21 protein-coding genes, 1 tRNA gene and 2 pseudogenes are annotated in these 20,109 nt (G+C 69.4%); 6 read left to right on the forward strand and 18 right to left on the reverse strand.

All coding sequences use genetic code 11. The annotated features are described in order from the left end of the window. Positions 1 to 79 precede the first annotated feature (79 nt). Positions 80 to 155: transfer RNA gene (locus tag ABL310_RS11260), tRNA-Lys, on the forward strand. A gap of 273 nt (positions 156 to 428) precedes the next feature. Continuing rightward, a pseudogene (locus ABL310_RS11265) lies at positions 429 to 1,195 on the forward strand (IS5 family transposase). A 953-nt stretch (positions 1,196 to 2,148) separates the two neighbouring features. Here ABL310_RS11265 and ABL310_RS11270 read toward each other — a convergent pair. Both ABL310_RS11270 and ABL310_RS11275 read right to left on the reverse strand, forming a co-directional pair. Next, positions 2,149 to 2,712 carry a hypothetical protein gene (locus tag ABL310_RS11270; RefSeq protein ID WP_349371769.1) on the reverse strand — a complete coding sequence of 188 codons (564 nt, stop codon included), beginning with the start codon at positions 2,710 to 2,712 and terminating at the stop codon, positions 2,149 to 2,151. After that, entirely contained in the window at positions 2,705 to 3,079 is a 375-nt protein-coding gene (locus ABL310_RS11275; protein WP_349371770.1) for a hypothetical protein, read from the reverse strand. The genes ABL310_RS11270 and ABL310_RS11275 overlap by 8 nt, the downstream gene beginning before the upstream one ends. A 214-nt stretch (positions 3,080 to 3,293) precedes the next feature. Between ABL310_RS11275 and ABL310_RS11280 the strand changes: the two are divergent. Then, positions 3,294 to 4,060, forward strand: a pseudogene (locus ABL310_RS11280) (IS5 family transposase). A 397-nt stretch (positions 4,061 to 4,457) separates the two neighbouring features. Here the strand turns inward: ABL310_RS11280 and ABL310_RS11285 are convergent. Further along, positions 4,458 to 5,033, reverse strand: a complete 576-nt coding sequence (locus tag ABL310_RS11285) for a hypothetical protein (RefSeq protein ID WP_349371771.1) — start codon at positions 5,031 to 5,033, stop codon at positions 4,458 to 4,460. Between the two features lie 136 nt (positions 5,034 to 5,169). Here ABL310_RS11285 and ABL310_RS11290 point away from each other — a divergent pair, with 136 nt between their 5' ends. Both ABL310_RS11290 and ABL310_RS11295 read left to right on the forward strand, forming a co-directional pair. After that, positions 5,170 to 5,331, forward strand: a complete 162-nt coding sequence (locus ABL310_RS11290) for a hypothetical protein (RefSeq protein WP_349371772.1) — start codon at positions 5,170 to 5,172, stop codon at positions 5,329 to 5,331. Between the two features lie 7 nt (positions 5,332 to 5,338). Then, a complete protein-coding gene (locus tag ABL310_RS11295) occupies positions 5,339 to 5,542 on the forward strand; it encodes a hypothetical protein (RefSeq protein WP_349371773.1) in 204 nt (67 codons plus the stop codon). Here the strand turns inward: ABL310_RS11295 and ABL310_RS11300 are convergent. From ABL310_RS11300 to ABL310_RS11330, 7 genes are all read right to left on the reverse strand, one after another. Continuing rightward, on the reverse strand, positions 5,539 to 5,826 hold the full coding sequence (locus ABL310_RS11300) for a hypothetical protein (protein ID WP_349371774.1): 288 nt from the start codon (positions 5,824 to 5,826) through the stop codon (positions 5,539 to 5,541). The two genes, ABL310_RS11295 and ABL310_RS11300, sit on opposite strands and share 4 nt — an antisense overlap. A 69-nt stretch (positions 5,827 to 5,895) precedes the next feature. Beyond that, positions 5,896 to 6,339: a hypothetical protein gene (locus ABL310_RS11305; RefSeq protein WP_349371775.1), complete on the reverse strand. Its 444-nt coding sequence runs from the start codon at positions 6,337 to 6,339 to the stop codon at positions 5,896 to 5,898. Positions 6,340 to 6,596: 257 nt separating this feature from the next. Continuing rightward, on the reverse strand, positions 6,597 to 7,349 hold the full coding sequence (locus tag ABL310_RS11310) for an ABC transporter permease subunit (protein ID WP_349371776.1): 753 nt from the start codon (positions 7,347 to 7,349) through the stop codon (positions 6,597 to 6,599). A 4-nt stretch (positions 7,350 to 7,353) separates the two neighbouring features. Further along, positions 7,354 to 8,160: an ABC transporter ATP-binding protein gene (locus ABL310_RS11315; protein ID WP_374730387.1), complete on the reverse strand. Its 807-nt coding sequence runs from the start codon at positions 8,158 to 8,160 to the stop codon at positions 7,354 to 7,356. Then, positions 8,160 to 8,984, reverse strand: coding sequence for an ABC transporter permease subunit (locus ABL310_RS11320; protein ID WP_349371778.1), 825 nt, complete (start codon positions 8,982 to 8,984; stop codon positions 8,160 to 8,162). The genes ABL310_RS11315 and ABL310_RS11320 overlap by 1 nt, the downstream gene beginning before the upstream one ends. 75 nt (positions 8,985 to 9,059) lie before the next feature. After that, positions 9,060 to 10,055 carry an ABC transporter substrate-binding protein gene (locus ABL310_RS11325; RefSeq protein ID WP_349371779.1) on the reverse strand — a complete coding sequence of 332 codons (996 nt, stop codon included), beginning with the start codon at positions 10,053 to 10,055 and terminating at the stop codon, positions 9,060 to 9,062. A gap of 74 nt (positions 10,056 to 10,129) precedes the next feature. Continuing rightward, positions 10,130 to 10,990 (reverse strand): FadR/GntR family transcriptional regulator, encoded by an 861-nt coding sequence (locus ABL310_RS11330; protein WP_349371780.1) that lies wholly within the window; start codon positions 10,988 to 10,990, stop codon positions 10,130 to 10,132. On the opposite strand from ABL310_RS11330, the gene ABL310_RS11335 reads away from it, so the two are divergent. Beyond that, a complete protein-coding gene (locus tag ABL310_RS11335; protein ID WP_349371781.1) occupies positions 10,989 to 11,672 on the forward strand; it encodes a fumarylacetoacetate hydrolase family protein in 684 nt (227 codons plus the stop codon). The genes ABL310_RS11330 and ABL310_RS11335 overlap by 2 nt on opposite strands. A 2-nt stretch (positions 11,673 to 11,674) precedes the next feature. On the opposite strand, the gene ABL310_RS11340 is transcribed toward ABL310_RS11335, so the two are convergent. The 8 genes from ABL310_RS11340 to ABL310_RS11375 all read right to left on the reverse strand — a co-directional run bounded on the left by ABL310_RS11340 (position 11,675) and on the right by ABL310_RS11375 (position 20,103). After that, positions 11,675 to 12,520, reverse strand: coding sequence for a 3-keto-5-aminohexanoate cleavage protein (locus ABL310_RS11340; RefSeq protein ID WP_349371782.1), 846 nt, complete (start codon positions 12,518 to 12,520; stop codon positions 11,675 to 11,677). A 31-nt stretch (positions 12,521 to 12,551) separates the two neighbouring features. Next, positions 12,552 to 13,433, reverse strand: coding sequence for an intradiol ring-cleavage dioxygenase (locus tag ABL310_RS11345; RefSeq protein WP_349371783.1), 882 nt, complete (start codon positions 13,431 to 13,433; stop codon positions 12,552 to 12,554). A gap of 27 nt (positions 13,434 to 13,460) precedes the next feature. After that, positions 13,461 to 15,227, reverse strand: a complete 1,767-nt coding sequence (locus ABL310_RS11350; RefSeq protein WP_349371784.1) for an FAD-dependent monooxygenase — start codon at positions 15,225 to 15,227, stop codon at positions 13,461 to 13,463. Positions 15,228 to 15,231: 4 nt separating this feature from the next. Beyond that, the gene (locus tag ABL310_RS11355) at positions 15,232 to 16,335 is read right to left on the reverse strand and encodes a branched-chain amino acid ABC transporter permease (RefSeq protein WP_349371785.1); all 1,104 of its coding nucleotides are present in this window, start codon (positions 16,333 to 16,335) and stop codon (positions 15,232 to 15,234) included. Continuing rightward, positions 16,335 to 17,198 carry a branched-chain amino acid ABC transporter permease gene (locus ABL310_RS11360; RefSeq protein WP_349371786.1) on the reverse strand — a complete coding sequence of 288 codons (864 nt, stop codon included), beginning with the start codon at positions 17,196 to 17,198 and terminating at the stop codon, positions 16,335 to 16,337. The genes ABL310_RS11355 and ABL310_RS11360 overlap by 1 nt, the downstream gene beginning before the upstream one ends. Further along, complete coding sequence (locus ABL310_RS11365; protein ID WP_349371787.1) at positions 17,195 to 17,908, reverse strand: ABC transporter ATP-binding protein; 714 nt, start codon at positions 17,906 to 17,908, stop codon at positions 17,195 to 17,197. The genes ABL310_RS11360 and ABL310_RS11365 overlap by 4 nt, the downstream gene beginning before the upstream one ends. Further along, a complete protein-coding gene (locus tag ABL310_RS11370; RefSeq protein WP_349371788.1) occupies positions 17,905 to 18,624 on the reverse strand; it encodes an ABC transporter ATP-binding protein in 720 nt (239 codons plus the stop codon). The genes ABL310_RS11365 and ABL310_RS11370 overlap by 4 nt, the downstream gene beginning before the upstream one ends. A gap of 180 nt (positions 18,625 to 18,804) precedes the next feature. After that, positions 18,805 to 20,103, reverse strand: a complete 1,299-nt coding sequence (locus ABL310_RS11375; protein ID WP_349371789.1) for an ABC transporter substrate-binding protein — start codon at positions 20,101 to 20,103, stop codon at positions 18,805 to 18,807. Between the last annotated feature and the right edge of the window lie 6 nt (positions 20,104 to 20,109).

A 20,109-nucleotide genomic window follows, 5' to 3' on the forward strand; every position in this document is an offset into this window, starting at 1 on the left:
CGGACGCCCGGTCGCGGGCGCGGGCGCGTCGAGCGAGTTGACCCGCGCGCCCGATCCGCTTAACCAGAGGGCCGTGACCGAGCGCGTAGCTCAGCTGGTAGAGCAACGGACTTTTAATCTGTAGGTCCTGGGTTCGAGTCCCAGCGCGCTCACCACGTAAGTGCTTGGTATCGCTAAAAAACTGATATTGGTAACGGAGTAGCGCGGAGCCTCGGAATCGCCCGGGGTAACGGGGGGCCTCGAATGTCGTCGAGTCGTACCGACGCTCTGAATGCCGCGAGGCGGCATGCCTCAACAGTGCTCGACGAGCTTCCCGGCGCTATGTTGAGGGTGACCCAGGAAGCTAGGCTCTGGCCCCATAAACGGCAAAGCGGATTTGATCGCTCGAGCGTAGGATGATTCAACCTTCCTGATCGAGGGAGGATTCGATGCGCCGCCATGAGCTGACCGACGAGGAATGGGCGATCATCCAGCCGCTTCTGCCGAACAAGGTGCGCGGCGTGCCCCGGGTGGACGACAGGCGGGTGATCAACGGGATCGTCTGGCGCTTCCGGACGGGTGCGCCCTGGCGCGACGTGCCCGAGCGCTACGGCCCGCGCACGACGCTCTACAACCGCTTCGTCCGATGGCGGAAAGCAGGCGTCTGGGACCGAATTCTGGACGCCGTCTCAGAGGCTTACGACGGCGACATCGTGATGATCGACAGCTCCTGCGTCCGCGTCCACCAGCACGGGGCCGCGGGAAAAAGGGGGATTCGGAGGCCGCCGGAGATGGTCGCATGGGACGTTCCCGCGGCGGCCTGACGACCAAGATCCACGCCCTCGTCGATGCGGAAGGGCGGCCGGTTCGCCTCCTGCTCACCGCAGGGCAGGCAAACGACGCACCGGCCTGCGAGCAGCTCCTTCCGCTCGTCGCGAAAGACGCCATCCTGATCGCCGACCGCGCCTACGACACGAACGCGATCCGCGCGACGGTGACCGAACGCGGCGCCTGGGCGAACATCCCGCCCCGCGCGATCCGAAAGGGCAGCTTCCCGTTCAGCTCCTGGCTCTACCGCCAGCGAAACCTCGTTGAGCGCTTCTTCAATCGCATCAAGCACTTCCGCGGCCTCGCCACGCGCTACGACCGCTCGCCCGACAACTTCCTCGCCGCGCTCAAGCTCGCCGCGATCCGGATTTGGCTTGCCGCGAAATGAGTCCGCATCCTAGTGGACGGGGCGCGCTCCATGGTTCCCGTCATGTTTTGGAGCTCGCGCGGGTCGCTCGTGCGACGCATAGGCGGGCATGCGTAGCAGCGTCATTCATTTTCCAGCGCGTGCTGAAGGCTGAAGCCGGTTCTGAGGCGCATGAACTCGAACCCGTGTTTGCGTCGATCGCCTCGAAAGTGCTTAGCGAGTACGACAATCGAACGCGCAACATATCTGTGCGCCTCCCCGATGTTAGACGTGATCTCGCGGCTTCTTTCGAGAGCGAGCATCTTGGTATCTTGGAAGATGTGCGACTCGGGCTGGGCGCGTCAGACGCCGCCGGAGCGGTGAGCCACTCCGTCCACGTCGACGCGCGCGGAGGCATCGCCAACGTGCAGGCCGGAAGTCCGGGAGCTCGCATGGTCGTCAGCGGTGGGCAGCAGGTCGGGGTTTGGGACCCTGGACCGCTCCTGGCTAGACTTCAGGAAGTCGAGGCCGCGATATTGGCTTCGCAATCACGACCGGACGAGCGCGATGAGGCCCTCGACGACCTAGTCGCACTTCGGCGCGAGGCGCTGGACGAGCAACCTGAGGCCGGGCGGGTGCGGCGGATTTGGCTGCGCCTGGCCCCGCGTCTAGAGCAACTCGGTATCGGTGTCGCCGCCAGCACGCTCGCTCCGCTCCTTCCGCCTATCATATCCGCTGCAGGCGGCTGATCCACCCTGAGTGGTATTTTCGACAATTTTTCGGACGCTTCCGGCCGGGCGGTGACCTGCAGGTCTACTGGGCAGATGGGTCGGCGATCGAACACAGGGCCATGGTCGGAAGACGAGGCGCGGGCGATCGTCGACAGGAACGCGTGCGGGGGTTGCCGGATCACTCAGCGGGAGCGACGCCAGTGCGCTTCCAACAAGAACAGCCCCGCCGGTGGAGGGGCGGGGCTCGTCTAGAAGGGTAGCGCATCAGGCAGCGACGGGGATGCCGGCGTCGTGGTCGTTCCGATGATCCCGCTTCACGTATTGCGCCGCGCGCAGCACTTTTTGGCGAGGCTCGGCCGCCAGCTCAGCCATGCACGCCTCGAACTCGCGGGTGACGTCCGGCCACTGAGTCATCATCGCCGCAAGTCCAGTTCGAAACAGGCTGACGACCAGCTCATGGGTTTCAGGCGAGCGCGTCTGGAGATCGTCGAGGGCTACGGCCAGTTCTCGTTGACGCTCAGTCTCCGGACTTGGAGCCGGCTCGCTTCCGCTCATGCGCATGAAAACGATGAACGACCGCGCCGATTCCTCACGGAGGGTTTGCTCCGAAAAGTCGACGATGAAGGACTTGATGATCTGCGGCACTTCGTCCGAAGCCATGACGGCGTCGACCATCGAGCGGTGAGCACGCAGGAGGCGTGCCGCGCCGTCGAGGACGTTGATGTCGCGTCGGAGCTTGTCCCGGTAGAGGCGTAGGCAGTACTCGAGGAACAGCGCCACCCCGGCGCCCGCCACCACGAGAGCGATGGTTCCGAGCAGGTCAGTCACGGTTCGGTCCCTCCTTGGACACTGGCTCAACGCCGCTTTGCGCGTGCGGTTCGAACGGCAGTTCGGGTTCGTCAGCCGTCAGGACGCGCTTATGCTCCTGGTAGGTGACGCGCGCACGATCACGTTCAAGCGCTACGATACCACGCTTTTCGTCAAGTTTCCCCCAACCCGCGATCACTTCTCTTAGAGTGGGCAACAGAAAGGAAACGACAAGGAAGCCGAGTGCTGCCCATGGATTGACGCCGCCAAGGAGCAGTCCGCCGGTGATCAGCGCCAGCAATAGGAGAAGCACGGCATGCCGGTCGAGGCCGGCCGCCTTAGCACCCTCGAGAATCGCTTTGGCGGTGTCCGCGGGAAGGAGGCTCATCGCTCGCCCATACACTGCGCGCTGCACGTGCGACCTGCATACCCTCTCGGTCGCGAGAGTACAATTCGGGCTGATCCGGCTCGCTCACAAGGAACGAGGCCCGCGGAAACGAGCTGAGCGGGGCGGTGACTAGGCTCTGGCCCCATAAACGGCAAAGCGGATTTGATCGCTCGAGCGTAGGATGATTCAACCTTCCTGATCGAGGGAGGATTCGATGCGCCGCCATGAGCTGACCGACGAGGAATGGGCGATCATCCAGCCGCTTCTGCCGAACAAGGTGCGCGGCGTGCCCCGGGTGGACGACAGGCGGGTGATCAACGGGATCGTCTGGCGCTTCCGGACGGGTGCGCCCTGGCGCGACGTGCCCGAGCGCTACGGCCCGCGCACGACGCTCTACAACCGCTTCGTCCGATGGCGGAAAGCAGGCGTCTGGGACCGAATTCTGGACGCCGTCTCAGAGGCTTACGACGGCGACATCGTGATGATCGACAGCTCCTGCGTCCGCGTCCACCAGCACGGGGCCGCGGGAAAAAGGGGGATTCGGAGGCCGCCGGAGATGGTCGCATGGGACGTTCCCGCGGCGGCCTGACGACCAAGATCCACGCCCTCGTCGATGCGGAAGGGCGGCCGGTTCGCCTCCTGCTCACCGCAGGGCAGGCAAACGACGCACCGGCCTGCGAGCAGCTCCTTCCGCTCGTCGCGAAAGACGCCATCCTGATCGCCGACCGCGCCTACGACACGAACGCGATCCGCGCGACGGTGACCGAACGCGGCGCCTGGGCGAACATCCCGCCCCGCGCGATCCGAAAGGGCAGCTTCCCGTTCAGCTCCTGGCTCTACCGCCAGCGAAACCTCGTTGAGCGCTTCTTCAATCGCATCAAGCACTTCCGCGGCCTCGCCACGCGCTACGACCGCTCGCCCGACAACTTCCTCGCCGCGCTCAAGCTCGCCGCGATCCGGATTTGGCTTGCCGCGAAATGAGTCCGCATCCTAGAGCGAGGAAATCAGCCCGAATGCCCTGTTCGGCAAGGCGTTCAGGGTGGTGACCTCGACGAAGGAAATCAGACGAAGCCCGCGCGCCTCAACGTGACGGCATTATGCCGGAAGGCGCGGCGGACAATGGCGTAGACGAGGCGCATGGGCGGAGCTCCGGTTCGGAAGACCGCGGGTCGAGGTCGAGGCGAAGCTGACCCGCGCGCTCGGCGGCGCGGCGTGATCGGCGAGCCCGTCCTCGGGCGCGAGTGCGGCTTTGAGGGCCAGCTCCCGTGGCGGGGTCGCCGAGATCGTCGCGACCTCGGCCGCCGCCGCCGACTGGCGCCCGCGCGCGCCCGCTAGCGCGGCTAGCGCACCGAGCATGGCCCCGCGCCCCCACGGCACCTCACCTCCCACTCACCCCCTCCCGAATCACCCCCAACCTCTCCCCCAAATCCGCGAGCGAATCCGTCACGTCCTCCAGCAGCATCGTCAGCGGCTCGCGCGTCTCCGGCGTAAGCGACAGCAGCGCCAGCGACACGCCGGCGCAGCGGCGGGCGATGCGGTCGAGGGAATCGTGGAGGTCGACGAGGTCGCGGCCGATGGTCGGCGTCGGGGGCGCGGCGGCGGGGAGGGCCTGCGCGACGAAGGCCGCGATCTGCGCCGCCAGCGTCTCGCGCGCGGTCGCGATCTCGGCGTCGGGCGCGCCGCCGTCGAGCCAGGCGAGCGCCGCGGCCTTGGCCGCGAGCCCGTCGAGCGTCGAGCAGGGGAGGTCGGCGATGCGCCGGACGACGTCCTCGGCCGTGCCGCGCATCCCGCGCAGCCGTTCGTCGAGAGCGATTCCTTCGACACCCTCCGCGCGGTACGCCGTCTCCAGCGCGACGGCGCCCGCAGCCAGGTCGCGCAATGCGGCGCCGTAGGCCGCTGGCATGGAAGGGGCGTGCGCGCCGTCCGCGGGCGCGGTAGAGGTATGGGTAGCCATATGCGATCTCCTTGGGATCGTGTGTGGTCAGGCGAGAGCGAGAGGCTCCACCCTCTTGCGCTCGCCGCTTTTCTAGCGCTAGGAATGAAAGATGTCAATAGATAGCGCTAAAAAATCTCGGCGAGGCCGGCCGCGCATGGACACCGAAGCCGTGAACGTGCGCATGGCCCGCGACATGATCGAGGCGGTCGACGCCGCCGCCGAGGCGCAGCCGGAGCCCAAGCCCGGCCGCCCGGAAATGGTTCGTCGCGCGCTCGCGGAGTGGCTGCGCGGGCGTGGTTTCCTGAAGGAAAGCTGATCGGCGAATGGCCTCGGCGAAGGATAGCAAGAAGTCGCGCGGCCGGCCGCCCACCGGTATCGGCAAGCCCGTGGGGCTGCGGCTCTATCCCGAGCTGGAGGCCGCCGTCGACGCCGCCATCGCGGCGCAGCCCGAGCCCAAGCCCGGCCGCCCCGAGATGATCCGCCGGGCGCTCGCCGACTGGCTTCGCGAGCGCGGCCATCTCCCCTAGCGCGACGCGCGGGGCCGCCCGTTCGTCCCGTCGCGGGGGACCTCCTCCTCGGAAATTCCCGCCTCGCGCCGCTGCTTGCGGAAGGCGCGGGCCTGCAGGCGCGGGGCGAGCGCCCAGGCGATGGGGGCGGCGAGGACGAAGCTCGCCACGACGACCCAGGGGATGAGGGTCGCTGCCTGCGCGTTCAGCGCGGGCACGGCCAGGATCGTCACCGCGCCGATGCCGAACAGGACGGCGTTCACGGGCAGGTAGACGAGCGCGGCGACGACGATTCGCTTGCGCATCGGAAAAGCTCCTTCCTCCGGACCGCGTCAACGCGGCCGGAGGCTGAGCCGTTCCGGGATCGGGGCGGGCTACGCGATCGCCCGGAGGTCGGCGCTCGGCGCGCGCGTGCACGCCTCGTGCGCGTCCGGCTCGACGGGGATCGCAGCCTCCTCGCCCGGATCCGCCGCGACCGCCTCCATCTCCGCGCGGAGGCCGTCGACCACGGCCCGCGCGGCCCGGGTGCGCGGCGCGGGGATGCGCGAGGAGAGCCAGGCGACGAGATCGGGGGGCGGCCCTCCCGGACAGGTCGCGGCGCTGGCGACGTAGCCCTTCAGCGCGCCGGCGAGAAAGCCGGGCCAATCGGGGTCGGCGCGATCGGCCGCACGGTCCATCTCGAGCAGGATCTCGGCCTCCTCCCGCGACGTGATCCCGTCGGGAAGGACGTCGCGCTGGAGCCGGCGCAGGTCGCCGAAGCGGATGCGCCGCGCCTCCCGGACACGGGCGGCGAAGGTGTGGAGTGAGGTGACGGTCATCCGCGGGCCCTCCTGCTCGTCGTGGGTCGTGATCGGTGTCGCGTCGGTGCTCCTTCGGCGGGTTTAGGCCGGACTCGTCGCCGCCCCCTCGTCGGCAGGGGCGCTCTCTGCGGATCGGCCGTGCGGAGCATGGTCGCCCCGGCGGCGCGCGGCGGCAAGGCGCGATTCGCGCGAGCCGCGATAGGCGGTCCCGCGGCCCGGATGGGCTTGACTGTGCGCGCCGGACGACGGGGGCGTCGCGCCCGGCCGCGAGACGGTCAGCTCCGCGCGCCGGCGTAGTACTCGATGCGCGCCTCGAGCCGCCCGACCAGATCGGCGAGGGTCAGGGCGAAGGCGAAGAGGATCAGGATCAGCGCCCAGAAATGCGCCATCAGGAAGTTCTGCGAGTAGAGCGAGAACAACGCCCCGACGCCGATGATCGAGACCAGCAGCTGGCCGATCACCACGCCCTTCACCCCGCGGATGACGCCGAGCCGGATCCCGGCGAGGATCTCGGGCAGCGCCGCGTAGAGCACGATCCGGAAGCGCTGCCAGCGCGAGGCGCCGAAGGAGCGCGACATCTCGACGAGCGAGGGCGAGACGTGCAGCACGCCCGCGCGCGTGTCGAGCGCGATGATCCACACCGCGAACATGAAGACCGTGACGATCACGGTGGGCATGCCCATGCCGAACAGGATCATGATGACGGGCACGAGCGCCGAGAGCGGAGCCGACAGGAAGACGTTGACCCACATGTTGAGCAGCTGGTCGGCGGCCCGGACGAGCCCCATCAGCATGCCGAGCGCGACGCCGACGACGACGGCGAGCGCGAGCCCGCCGAGATAGGCCGCCACCGTGATCCGCGCGGCGTCGAGGAAGCTCGGCGTCGTGATCACGTCGTCGAGGGACGCCAGCACCTCGGAGAGGGGCGGGAAGAGCAGCAGGAGCTCGAACCGGCCGACGATCTCCCACAGGGCCGCCCAGAACAGCAGCGCCGCGATCTTCGGGACTCGGAAGCCGTGGATCTCCATCGCCTCACTCCACGTAGGCCCGCAGGCCGGCCCAGATCTCGCCGATCAGGTCGAGATATTCCGGGTTGCGGCGGATCAGGTCGGGGTCGCCCGAGCGGTCGATGCGCGGGGCGACGATCCGGTTGAGGCGCCCCGGCCGCGGGGAGAGCAGCACGATCCGGTCCGACAGGTAGACCGCCTCCTCGATCGAATGCGTGACCAGGATGAAGGTCTTCTTCTCGATCTCGCGCAGGCGCAGGAGATCCTCCTGGAACTTGCGGCGCGTCTGCTCGTCCACCGCCGAGAAGGGCTCGTCCATCAGGAGGACGTCGGCGTCGACGCACAGGGCCCGGGCGAGTCCGACGCGCTGGCGCATGCCGCCGGAGAGCTCGTGCGGGTACTTCTCCTCGAAGCCGGCGAGGCCGACCTCGGCGATGTAGTGGCGCGCGCGCTCCTCGCGCACGGATCGTGCGACGCCGCGCAGCTCGAGCCCGAAGGCGGCGTTGCGCAGCACCGTCGCCCAGGGCATCAGCGCGAAGTCCTGGAACACGAAGGCGCGCTCGGGCCCCGGCCCGTCGACGCGCCGGCCGTTCACCGTCACATCGCCCGATGTCGGCTCGAGCAGGCCGGCGATGATCTTCAGGAGCGTCGTCTTCCCGCAGCCGGAGGGTCCGAGCAGGCTCGTGAGCTCGCCCCGGCCGAAATCGAGGTCGATGTCCTTCAAGGCCACGACCCCGCCGCCATAGACCTTGTGGACGCCGCGCACGCCGATGATCGGCTCCGGAGCCGGGGCGGCGGCCTGGCTGGAGGTGAGGGGAATCGCCATGCTCATCACGCGCCTCGCTTCTCGGGTCGGAAGAGGGTCGTCTCGAGCCGGTGCAGCAGCGAGACGGTGACGACCGCGAAGACCACGATCGAGAGGATCACCGCGTACATCTCCGCGAACTTCGCGATGGAGCGGTTGAAGGTGATCAGGTCGCCGATGCCGGTGGGCGTGATCAGCAGCTCGGCGAGAACGACGCCGGAGAAGCCCTCCGCCACGCCGAGCCGGATGCCGGCGAACATCATCGGGCTCGCCGCCGGCAGGACGATCTTGAACACCTGCTGCCGGGGCGTGCCCATGAAGGATCGGCTCATGTCCACGAGCGAGGGCGTGACGTTGCGCACGGCCTTGTAGCTGTTGATGGCGATGACCGGCATGGCGAGCATGCACACGGCCAGCACCTTCGCGGTGAGCCCGATCCCGTAGACGAAGGTGATGAGCGGGATCAGCGCGGCCATCGGCGCCGCCTGCATGGTGATGAAGACCGGCAGGCTCACCCATTCGACGTCCTGCCTGAGACCCATCAGCACGCCGGCCCCGACCCCGATCCCGAGGGAGACGACGAGGCCGATCACGAGCGGCTCCAGCGTGCGCAGATAGGCCGCGCCGAGCGAGCCGTCGGCGATCATGCCCCAGAGCGCCGCCATCGTCTCGAGGAAGCTCGGGAAGGCCCAGTTGAAGTTCGATCGCCCGGCGATCTCCCAGGCCGCGCAGAAGACGGCGAGCGAGACGAGGCGCCACAGAAGCGGCGCGCCGCCGAGAGCGTCGAGCGCGCGGCTCGTCGGGCCGGAGACGACGCCCGTCGCCGCGGCCCCTGTTCCTGCCGTCGCCATGATGTCCTCCGATGGGATCGTCCGCCCCGGCCCGGCCGGGACGGACCCGTTTCGGCTCGGATCGCCGATCGGCGCTCAGTTCGCCGCCTTGGCGGCGTCGAGCACCGAGAAGTCCCAGAAGGCGGCCGGGTCGGCGCTCGACGGGTCGCCCTCGAAGGAGCCGGCGGCGGAGAGGAACTTCAGGTCGTCGATCGCGTCCTGCGGCTCCCCGCCGTCCGTCGGATAGATGCCGTTCTCGACCGCCTCGGCATAGTAGGGGACGGCCTCGGCGGCGACGTCGGCCGGCAGGTCCGGCAGGAGCCCGTAGGTCTCGCGCAGCTCCCCGACGATCGCCGGGTTTTCGGCGACGTCCGCCCAGGTGCGCAACAGCTCCTCGACGAAGACCTGCATGTCGTCGGCGCGGCTCTCCAGGACCCGCGTGCTGGCGTAGAGCGCCTCGTCCGTGGCGTTGACGCCGTCGAGCGGCAGGCGGACGAACTTGCCGCCGCCCTGCTCCTGCAGGAGCCGGAAGTTCGCGGCGTCCACGATCGAGGCGTCGATCGTCCCCTGCAGCATCGCGCCCGCGCGGACCTCCGAGCCCGGCACGTAGGAGATGTTGGAATATTCGATGCCGTGGACCTGCTCCATCAGCCGCATCAGGGCTTCCGTGCCCGAGCCGCGGGAATGGACGGTGACCTCCTCGCCGTCGAGATCCTGCCAGCTCGAATACACCTCGGAATTGACGACGGGGAAGAACAGCAGCGTCGACATCCGGAAGAACATCCGGATCGGCGCCTCCGAGTTGGCGATGAAGGCGTAGGGCGCGCCCACCCCGATATCGGCCTCTCCCGAGAGCACGGCCTGGACCGCGACGTCCTCGGAGTTGAAGAAGGTCATCTCCATCGGCACGCCGCGCTCCTCGGCGCGCTCCATGGCGACGAGGAGGTTGAGGCTCTCCACGCTGGCGATGTCGCCCAGCGCGACCCTCAACGGATCCCCCTGGGCGGCGGCCGTACCGGCCGAGACCGCGATGCCGGCTGCGGCCGCAAAACCGGCGATCGTCTTCAACAGGCTCCGTCTTGCGAGCGTCATGATGCTGTCCTCCCTTGGACGTTTCCTCTTCTCCTCGCGGCGGCGCCCTCTTTCCGGGACGCTCGCCGGAATGCCTAATGCTCGCCCTCGAAGAGGCGCGCCGACACCGAGCGGATGTGCGCGCGCATGGCTTCGTAGGCGGCTTCCGGATTGCGGTCGGCGATGGCGCGGGCGATCGCCTCGTGCTCGGCGAAGCTCGAATGGTCCGCCGGAGGGCGCACGGTCTCGCGGGTGACGGCGCCCCACGCCACGGCGCGGCGCACCTGGTTGAGCTGATCGAACAGCGCGACGAGCAGCAGGTTGTCGCTCGCCTCCGCGATCGAACGATGGAAGGCGTCGTCCTGCCGCTCGTATTCCGCCCAGGTCGAGGCGGCGGCGGCCCGCTCCATCGCGAGCCGCATGCGCATCATCGCCTCGCCGGAGGCGTTGATGGCGGCCTCGCGGGAGATGGCGGGCTCGACGGCGATGCGTGCGCGCATCATCCGGAAGGGCGTGAGCTGACGCCCGAGATCGACCAGCGGCCCGCCGGGCGCCACGCTTTCCCCTTTGGCCACGAAGGTGCCCTTGCCGACGTGCCGCCAGATCGCGCCTTCGCGCTCGAGCGCGTCGAGCCCCTTGCGCAGGGCGGTGCGCGACACGTCGAGGCTGACGATCAGCTCGCGCTCGGGAGGCAGGCGATCGCCCGGCGCGTAGCCGCCTTCGCGGATGAAGGCGCGCAGCCGATCGACCGGGTCGTCCTCCCGGCCACCTGCCGGAGCCAGGGTCGCGATGCTGCCGGATTGGTCGCGCAATTGGTCCATATCGTGCTCGCCATCGGCCGATTTGCGCGGATCAAGCCGGATTTTTTCTACTTGATCCGCATTGGTCGGGATTGATCCTAGCACAGCTTCGCCGTATGACAAGCCATAAGCCAGCTGAAGAAGGGAGTGCTCCATGTCCGATTTCGTGATCGCCCCGCCGGAGACGGTGTCCGTGCCCGTGGCGGGCGGCGGGTCCTTTCCGGTGCGCCGGGTCTATTGCATCGGGCGCAATTACGCGGCCCACGCCGTCGAGATGGGGCACGACCCGGATCGGGAGCCGCCGTTCTTCTTCCAGAAGAACCCCGACAACCTCGATCCCTCCGGCGAATTCCCCTATCCGCCGAAGACCTCCGACGTGCATCACGAGGCGGAGGTCGCGGTGATGCTGAAGGCGGGCGGTCGCGACATCCCCGTCGAGCGGGCGCTGGAGTGCGTCTTCGGCTACGCGCTCGCGCTCGACATGACGCGGCGCGACCTTCAGGGCGAGGCGAAGAAGCTCGGCCGTCCCTGGGAGATCGGCAAGGCCTTCGAGCGCTCCGCCCCTGTCGGCCCCGTGCGCCGGGTCGAGGAGATCGGCCATCTCGCCGAGGGGCGCATCGCGCTCTCCGTGAACGGCGCGCTGCGCCAGGAGGGCGACCTCAACCAGATGATCTGGAAGGTGCCGGAGATGATCTCCTGCCTCTCGCACTATTTCGAGTTGAAGGCCGGCGACGTCATCCTGTCCGGCACGCCGGCGGGCGTCGGCGCGGTGAAGCCCGGCGACGCGATGACGATCGAGGTGGAGAGGCTCGGCTCGATGACCGTCCGGGTCGTCTGAGATCAGGACCGGCGCTCGGCGCTGGCGCGCAACCCCAGCATCTCGCGGGCCTGCGCCGGCGTCGCGACGGGCCGCTCGTACCGGTCGCACAGCGCGACCACGCGCCGAACGAGCGCGGCGTTCGAAGGCGCGAGCGTCTCGCGATCGAGGCGCACGTTGTCCTCGAGGCCGGTGCGGGCGTGCCCGCCCGCGGCGACCGCCCATTCGTTCAGCTCGATCTGATGCCGGCCGATGCCGGCCGCGCACCATTCCGCGTCCGGCGCGAGCCGCCGGACGGTGCGGACGTAGTAGTCGAACACGTCCTTGTCGGCAGGCATGGCGTTCTTCACGCCCATGACGAACTGGACGTAGAGGGCGCCCGGGATGCGGCCGTCGCGGTTCATCGCGACGGCCTGGTGGATGTGGGAGAGATCGAAGGCCTCGACCTCCGGCTTGACGTCGTATTCGCGCATCTCGGCGGCGAGCCAGTCGACGAGGTCCGGCGGGTTCTCGTAGACGCGGGTCGGGAAGTTGTTCGAGCCGACCGAGAGCGAGGCCATGTCCGGGCGAAGCCCGAGCATGCCGCCGCGCGCCTTGCCCGCCCCCGAGCGCCCGCCGGTGGAGAATTGCACGATCATCCCGGGGCAGTGCTTCTCGACGCCCTGCTTGAGCCGCGCGAACTTCTCCGGGTCCGAGGAGGGCGTCTCGTCGTCGTTGCGCACGTGGGCGTGGACGATGGAGGCGCCCGCCTCGAAGGCCTCGTGGGCCGAGTCCACCTGCTCCGAGACCTTGATCGGGACGGCGGGGTTGTCGCTCTTCCTCGGCAGCGAGCCGGTGATGGCGACGCAGATGATGCAGGGCTTCGTCATGATGCGGGCTCTTCCAGCATGCCGGCGCCCCTCATCGCGGGGCGAGCGCGAAGTCGAACGCCACCTCCCAGAACGGGTTTCCGACGCCGAGATCGGCGGCGCGGGCCGGGTCGTCGCGCTGCTCGAAATCGGCGATCAGGCTCGCCTTCACGCCGAAGACCGCATCCGAGTCGATATAGGGGTCGTCCGGCACGAAGATGTGCGTCGTCAGGGTCTCGTAGCCGTCGGCCGAGACGATGTAGTGCAGGTGCGCCGGTCGGTAGGGGTGGCGCCCGAGACGGGCCAGCAGCTGTCCGACCGGGCCGTCCGCGGGAATGGGGTAGTATTTCGGCTTCACCGCGCGAAACCAGTAGCCCCCCTCCGCGTCCGTCTCGAACACCCCGCGCAGGTTGAAGTCGGGCTGGTGGCCCTTCTGCTGCACGTCGTAGAAGCCCTCGTCGTTCGCCTGCCAGACGTCGAGCTTCGCCCCGGCGATCGGCCGCCCCTCGGAATCGGTGACGCGCCCGCGCACCACCATGGGCTCGCCCTTCTGGTCGAGGCAGATGTTCGCCCCGTTGGGCAGGACCGGCGCGTCGGCCACGTGGAAGGGGCCGAGCACGGTCGATTCGGTGGCGCCCGACGGCTTGCGATGGTTGATCGCGTCGACCAGCATCGACACGCCGAGCACGTCCGACAGGAGGATGAACTCCTGGCGCCAGTCGTCGCACATGTGCCCGGTCTTCGTCAGGAACCGGATCGCGGCGAACCATTCGGCCTCGGTCGGCTCGATCTCCTTCACGGCGGCGTGGAGGTGGCGGATGATCACCGCCATCACCTCCTTCAGGCGTTCGTCGGTGCAGGCGGCGTTGCGGCCGATGACGACCTCGGCCGAGTTTTCCTCGGTGAAGTAGCCCTGCTCGGTCTGTGCGCTCACGGCGAGGTCTCCTTGGCTGGGGCGCGATCAGCGCGCGAGGATGGTCGTCAGCACCCGGGTCAGCTCCGCGGCCGGATCGGCGGCGATCGTCTCGCTGCGCCAGGCCACGTGCTGGTCCGGACGCACCAGGACGCAGCCGGAATCGCGCACCTCGCGGGCGCGCGCCCAGGCGCCGAGATGGTCCTCGAAGTCGCAGCGCGGGCCGATGCGGCAGGCGGCGATCTCGATGCCCAGCGCCTCGCCCACGCGCGCCGCCGCCTCGAGCCAGCCCTCGCCGCCGATGCCGGTGAGGAGCGTGAACCGGCCCTTGCCGGTGACGTCGAGGGTCGAGAGCGTCTGCGCGCCGCGATAGAGCCAGACGTGCGGCACGCGGGCGCCGGGGTAGGTGGTGGGCTGGTCGTGCAGCTCCGGATCGTCCGCGAAGGCGGGCTCCGGCGCGTCGTCGGTCGTGACGGCGCCCGAGCGGTAGCGCTGGTTCATCTCGACGCCGTGGCAGTCGAACTCGTAGACCTTCGCCGCGATCGCCTCGCGCAGCGCCGCGCGCTGGGCCTCCGCGTCGGGGCCGCTGTCGGCGCGCTTGTCCATGTTCGCCTGCATCTCGACCGGGTCCTTGGTCTCGAGCAGGCCCAGCGCCTGGAAGATCGGCCCGAACTCCTCGATCGACCTGTTGGCCCGCTTGACGATCTGCTTCGCCACGGGGGCGCGCTCGGCGTCGTAGCTGTCGAGCAGCGCCGGCCCGGCCTGGCCCTTGAGCACCATCGCCAGCTTCCAGGCGAGGTTGAAGCCGTCCTGGATCGAGGTGTTGGAGCCGAGCCCGTTCGAGGGCGGGTGGCGATGGATGGCGTCGCCCATGCAGAAGACCCGCCCGTTCATCACCTTGGTCGCGTACATGTCGTTGACGGTCCAGGTCGAGACCGAGGTGATCTCGATGGGGATCGTGTCGTCGCCGATGAGGTCGTGCGCGACCTTGGTGGCGAAGGCCTCGTCGACCACGGGCTCGGGCCCGTCGATGTCGTAGCCCCAGACGATCAGCCACTCGTTCCAGGGCCGCACCATGCGCACGAGGCCCATGCCGATGCCGCCGACGTCGGCGCCGGGCTGGACGACCCAGTAGAGCACGCTCGGCCGGTGGGCGACGTATTTCGACAGGTCGGCCTTGAAGATGATGTTCATCGAGCCGCCGACGCCCATCTTGCCCTCGAAGGGCAGGCCCGCATGCTCGGCGACGAGCGAGCGCCCGCCGTCGGCGCCCACCAGGTATTTCGAGCGCACCTGGAACTCCCGGCCCGAGAGCCGGTCGCGGCAGGTCGTGGTGACGCCCTCCGCGTCCTGGACGTGGGAGAGGTATTCCGTCGACATCCGCGCCTGCGCGCCCCGCGAGCAGGCGGTCTTGAACAGGATCGGCTCCATGAAGGTCTGGGGCAGGTCGTTCATCTCGCAGGGCGAGGAGAGCAGGTGCTCGGCCTTCGAATGGGGCGCGTTGCCCCACGAGAGCATGCGCCCGAGCTCCTCGCCCGCGAGCGAGGCGCAGAACACGTTGTTGCCCATCAGGTGCTGCGGCGTCGCGTGCATCATCGCCTCGGCCTCGACCTCCGGCCCGAGGTCGCGCAGCACCTCCATCGTGCGCTGGTTGGTGATGTGGGCGCGCGGCGTGTTGGCGAGCCAGCGGTAGCGGTTGATGACGAGGCAGTCGACGCCGTAGGAGGCGAGCAGGGCCGCCGTGGCCGAGCCCGCCGGGCCGGTGCCCACGATCATGACGTCGGTGGTGATCTCGGGCTGCGTGTTGTCCGGCATGGCGTCAGGCTCCCTTCGTATCGGTTCTCGGTCCCTTCAGCCGGCGGCGGACCGGGAAGAGGTGCAGGTCGTAGCGGTCTGAGATCAGGCCCCAGAGGCCGCGCGGGGCGAACAGCATCACGGCGATGGCGATGACGCCGAGCGCGATCAGGTACCAGGCGCCGAGATCGGCGAGGAAGTACTGCAGCACGAAGAAGACGATCACGCCCAGGATCGGCCCCTCGATCGTGCCGATCCCGCCGATCACCACGATGAAGATCACGTAGGCCGTCCAGTCGAGGACGGAGAAGGCGGCGTCGGGCGAGATCCGGGCCGACTGCATGTAGATCAGCGCGCCGGCGAGCCCGGTGCCGAAGGCGGCGAAGAAGTAGACCAGCGTCTTCAGCCGGCGCGCGTCGACGCCCACAGCCCCCGCCGCCGCCTCGTTGTCGCGCACGGCGGCGAGGCCGAGGCCGGCGCGCGAGCGCATCAAGGCGTAGACGAAGCCGATCGTCGCGAGCGCCAGCGCCAGCGCCAGCCAATAGGCGAGGATGTCGCGCGCCTCGCCTCCGCGCACGCCGAAGGTCGCCTCGATCCACTCGACGCCCCACAGGCCGCGCACGGCGCCGCGGGGCAGCGAGGTGCCTGTGCCGCCGCCGAGCGCCTGCCACTGCATGACGAGGAGCCGCACGACCTCGGCGACGACCCAGGTGCCGATGGCGAAGTACGCCCCCTGGAGCCGGAAGACGAAGAAGGCGGTGGGCACCGCGAGGATCGCGGCCGCGAGCCCGCCGATCAGGATCGCGGCCACGGGATCGAGCCCGCCGATCACCACGCCCGCGAAGAGCGCGTAGCCGCCGATGCCGACGAAGGCCTGCTGGCCGACCGAGACGAGGCCGGCATAGCCGGCGAGCATGTTCCAGTTCTGGGCGAGCGTGAGCATGGTCAGCACGCCGAAGAGCTGCTGGATCAGCGTGCGCGAGCCGAACACGGGCAGGGCGATCGCCACGAGGACGAGCGCGACGGCGAGGATCGCGAAGGTGCGCGAGGCGCGCGTCGCGGTCTCGACGCGCCAGGGCGACGGCGCCGACGCGGCCTCGGAGAGGGGCAGGGCGGGCTCGTTGCGCATCAGTCCACGGCTCTCGGGAAGAGGCCGCGCGGGCGCACGACCAGCACGAGCAAGAAGGCGAGATGCCCGGCGAGGATCTGCCATTCGGGGTTGATCGCCGCGCCCAGCGTCTGCGCCACGCCGATGATGATCCCGCCGGCGAGCGTGCCCCACAGCGAGCCGAGCCCGCCGATGATCACCGCCTCGAAGGCGTAGAGCAGCCGCGCGGGACCGATCGTCGGGTCGAAGTTCGAGCGAACGCCGAGATAGAGCGCGGCGATGGTGACCACGATCAGCGCGATGCCGGTCGCCGTGGCGAAGATGCGCCCGGGCGACACGCCCATCAGGCTCGCCGTGACCGGGTCGTCGGAGGTGGCGCGGAAAGCGCGGCCGAGCGTCGTGCGGTAGAACACGGTATTCAGCGCGACGATGACGAGGATCGCCGAAACGAAGCCCATGAGCGGCATCAGCCCCACGTTGATCGGCCCGAGCGCGACCGTCGCGGTCTCGAGCGTGCCCGCCGGGATGCGGCGGCTGTCGGCGGAATAGGTCTCGAGCAGCGCGTTCTGCAGGACGATCGAGAGGCCGAAGGTGACCAGCAGCGGCGGCAGGATGTCGTCGCCGAGCGTGCGGTTGAGGAGATAGCGCTGCAGCAGCCAGCCGACCGCGAACATCAACGGCGCGGCGATGGCCGCGGCGAGGAAGGGGTTGATCCCGAACAGGCTCACCGCGGTGAGGATCACGAAGGCGGCGAGCACGATCAGGTCGCCGTGCGCCAGGTTGACGAGGCGCATGATGCCGAAGACGAGCGAGAGCCCCGCGGCGAAGAGCGCGTAGAGCCCGCCGAGCAGCACGCCCTGGATGATTGTCTCGACCCAGATCATGCGTGCGCCCTCCCGAAATAGGCGTCGTGGATCGCCTCGCGGGAGAGGTCGGCCGGGCGGCCCGCGAGCGTGACGCGCCCCTCCATGAAGCAATAGACCCGGTCGGCGACCTCGAGAGCCTGGCCGATGTCCTGCTCCACCACGATCAGCGAGGCGCCGCTCGCCTTGATCCGCGGCATCGCGGCGTAGATGTCGCGGATGACCACCGGCGCGAGGCCGAGCGAGATCTCGTCGCAAAGCAGCACGAGCGGGTTCGCCATCAGCGCGCGGCCGATGGCGACCATCTGCTGCTGCCCGCCGGAGAGCGCGGTGCCCGGCTTCGCGCGGCGCTCGCGCAGGACGGGGAAGAGCGCGTAGACGCTCTCCAGCGTCCAGGGCCCGGGCGCCTTGCGGGCGTAGCGGCCCATCAGGAGGTTCTCTTCCACCGTCAGCGAGGGGAAGAGCCGTCGGCCTTCCGGCACCATGGCGATCCCGCGCTGGAGGATCGCATCCGGCGCGAGCCCGCCGATCGGCGCGCCGTCGAGCAGCACCTGGTCGGGCGCGCTCTTCAGGATGCCGGTGACCGCACGCAGGAAGGTGGTCTTGCCCGCGCCGTTGGCGCCGATGATCGCCACCGTCTCGCCGACGCCGAGCGTGACGTCGGCGCCGAAAAGGGCGCGGAAGTCGCCGTAGCCGGCCTCGAGGCCGCGGGTCTCGAGAAGCGGCGTCATATCTCGATCCCCAGATAGATCTCGCGCACGTCCTGCCGGGCCATCACCGCGTCCGGCGCGCCCATGGCGATGATCTTGCCGAAGTCGAGGACGAGGATGCGGGAGACGACAGCGGTGAGGGCGTGCAGCACGTGCTCGATCCAGACGATGGCGACGCCCTCGGCGTGGATCGCGCGGATGGTCTCGACGAGCTCCGCCGCCTCGCCCTCGGTGAGGCCGCCGGCGATCTCGTCGAGGAGCAGCACCTTCGGATCGGTGGCCAGCGCCCGGGCGAGCTCGAGGCGCTTGCGCTGGAGGAGCGTGAGGCCGCCGGCCGGGCTGTTGGCGCGTGCGATCAGGCCGGTGCGTTCCAGGATCTCCGCGCAGCGCGCGGTCACCTCGGCCTCGCGCCGGCCCGCGCCGAAGCTCGCCGCGACGACGAGGTTCTCGAACACGGTGAGCTTGCCGAAGGGCTGCGGGATCTGGAACGAGCGGCCCACCCCCGCGAGACAGCGCGCCATCGGCTTCTCGCGGGTGACGTCGAGGCCGTCGAGGAAGATCGTGCCGGAATCGGCGCGCACGTTCCCGGTGATCAGGTTGAACAGCGTCGACTTGCCCGCCCCGTTCGGCCCGATGATGCCGAGCGTCTCCCCCGGCTCGACCGTGAAGGACACGTCGTCCGTCACGGTGAGCGCGCCGAAGGCCTTGGAGACGTGGCGCAATTCGAGGATGGGCATGGCTTGAAGGTCCTCGGCGTCTTTCTCCCTCCCTGTAGGGGAGGGGACGATCCGCGCAGCGGATCAGGGGTGGGGTCCGGCGGCGGCTTCCGCTTCGCGGAACGCGGCTCGCGCCGCGCCCCATCCGTCTCGCCGCTGCGCGGCGATCCACCTTCCCCTACAGGGAAGGAAAAGAAGGGATCACCCCTCGATCGCCTCCATCGTGCCGCCGGTGGGGATGTCCGGGTGGTCGCCGTTCTCGGTGACGACGAGGTCGTAGCCGCCGCCCTCGCGCAGCCGCCATTGCCCGCCGACGAGGGGCGTCTTGGCGACGTTGGCCTGGGCGAAGGGCGGCAGCCCCGCGCCGTTCCAGGAAACGCGCCCGACCACCGTGTCGAGCGCGGTCGCGGCGATCGCCTCGGCGACGGCGTCCGGATCGTCCGGCGCGCCGGCCCGGCGCATGACGTCGACGGCGACCTCGAACAGCGCGTGGACGAAGCCGATGGGCTGCGTCCATTGCCGCCCGGTCGCCTCGGAATAGGCCGCCGCCACCTGCCCGGCGCTCTGCTTCGTCAGCGAGGAGGTGAAGGGGTGCGACGGCGACCACCAGACCTCGGAGGAGAGGTTGTGGCCGGCGTCTCCCAGCGCCTCCACCGCCTGCGGGAACAGGATGGCCTTGCCGATGGAGGCCACCTTCGGGCGGAAGCCCTGCTGGCGCGCCTGGGTCCAGAAGGTGGTGAAGTCCGGCGGGATGACGACGCCCGTCACGATCTCGGCGTTGGCCTGCTTGAAGGCGTTGATCTGGGCGGTGAAGTCGTCCGTCAGGTTCTGGTAGCGGCCGGGATCGGTGAGCGTGTAGCCCTTCTCGGCCAGCACCGGCGGGAAGCCCACGACGGGATCGCCCCAGGCGTTGCCGTCGCCGTCGTTGGGAAAGAGGCCGCCGACCGACTTGTTGGTCTCGACCTGGTTCCACATGCCGGTGAAGACCGAGATGACGTCCTCCAGGCCCCAGAAGAAGTGGTAGGCGTAGTAGAACCGCTCCCACGAGGCGGGGTCGCCGGGATTGCCCTGCTGCCCGATGAACCAGGGCTGCCAGGGCGCCACGGTCGAGATGCAGGGCACCTCCTCGAGCTCGCAGGTCGTGGTGACCGGATTCGTGGTCTCCGGCGTCGAGGCGACCAGCATCAGGTCGATGCCGTCCTGGACGATCAGCTCGCGGGCGACCTCGGCCGCGCGGTTGGGGTTCGACTGGCTGTCCTTGACGATCACCTCGAAGGTCTCGCCGAGCCCGGCCGTCGCCTGGCGGAAGCCGTCGAGGATGAAGGCGTCGGCCTCGGCGAAGGCGGCGAGCGGCCCGGTCTGCGGGCTGACGTAGCCGAGCCTGATCGTGCGGCCCTGCGCGATCGCCGGAGCGGCGAGCTTCGTGCCGGCCAGCCCGACGAGGCCGGTCGCGGCGCCGGCCTTGAGGAGGCCGCGGCGGGTGATGAGATGCGTCGACATCGGCGT

This window comes from Salinarimonas sp. (assembly GCF_040111675.1).
Classification (GTDB): domain Bacteria; phylum Pseudomonadota; class Alphaproteobacteria; order Rhizobiales; family Beijerinckiaceae; genus Salinarimonas.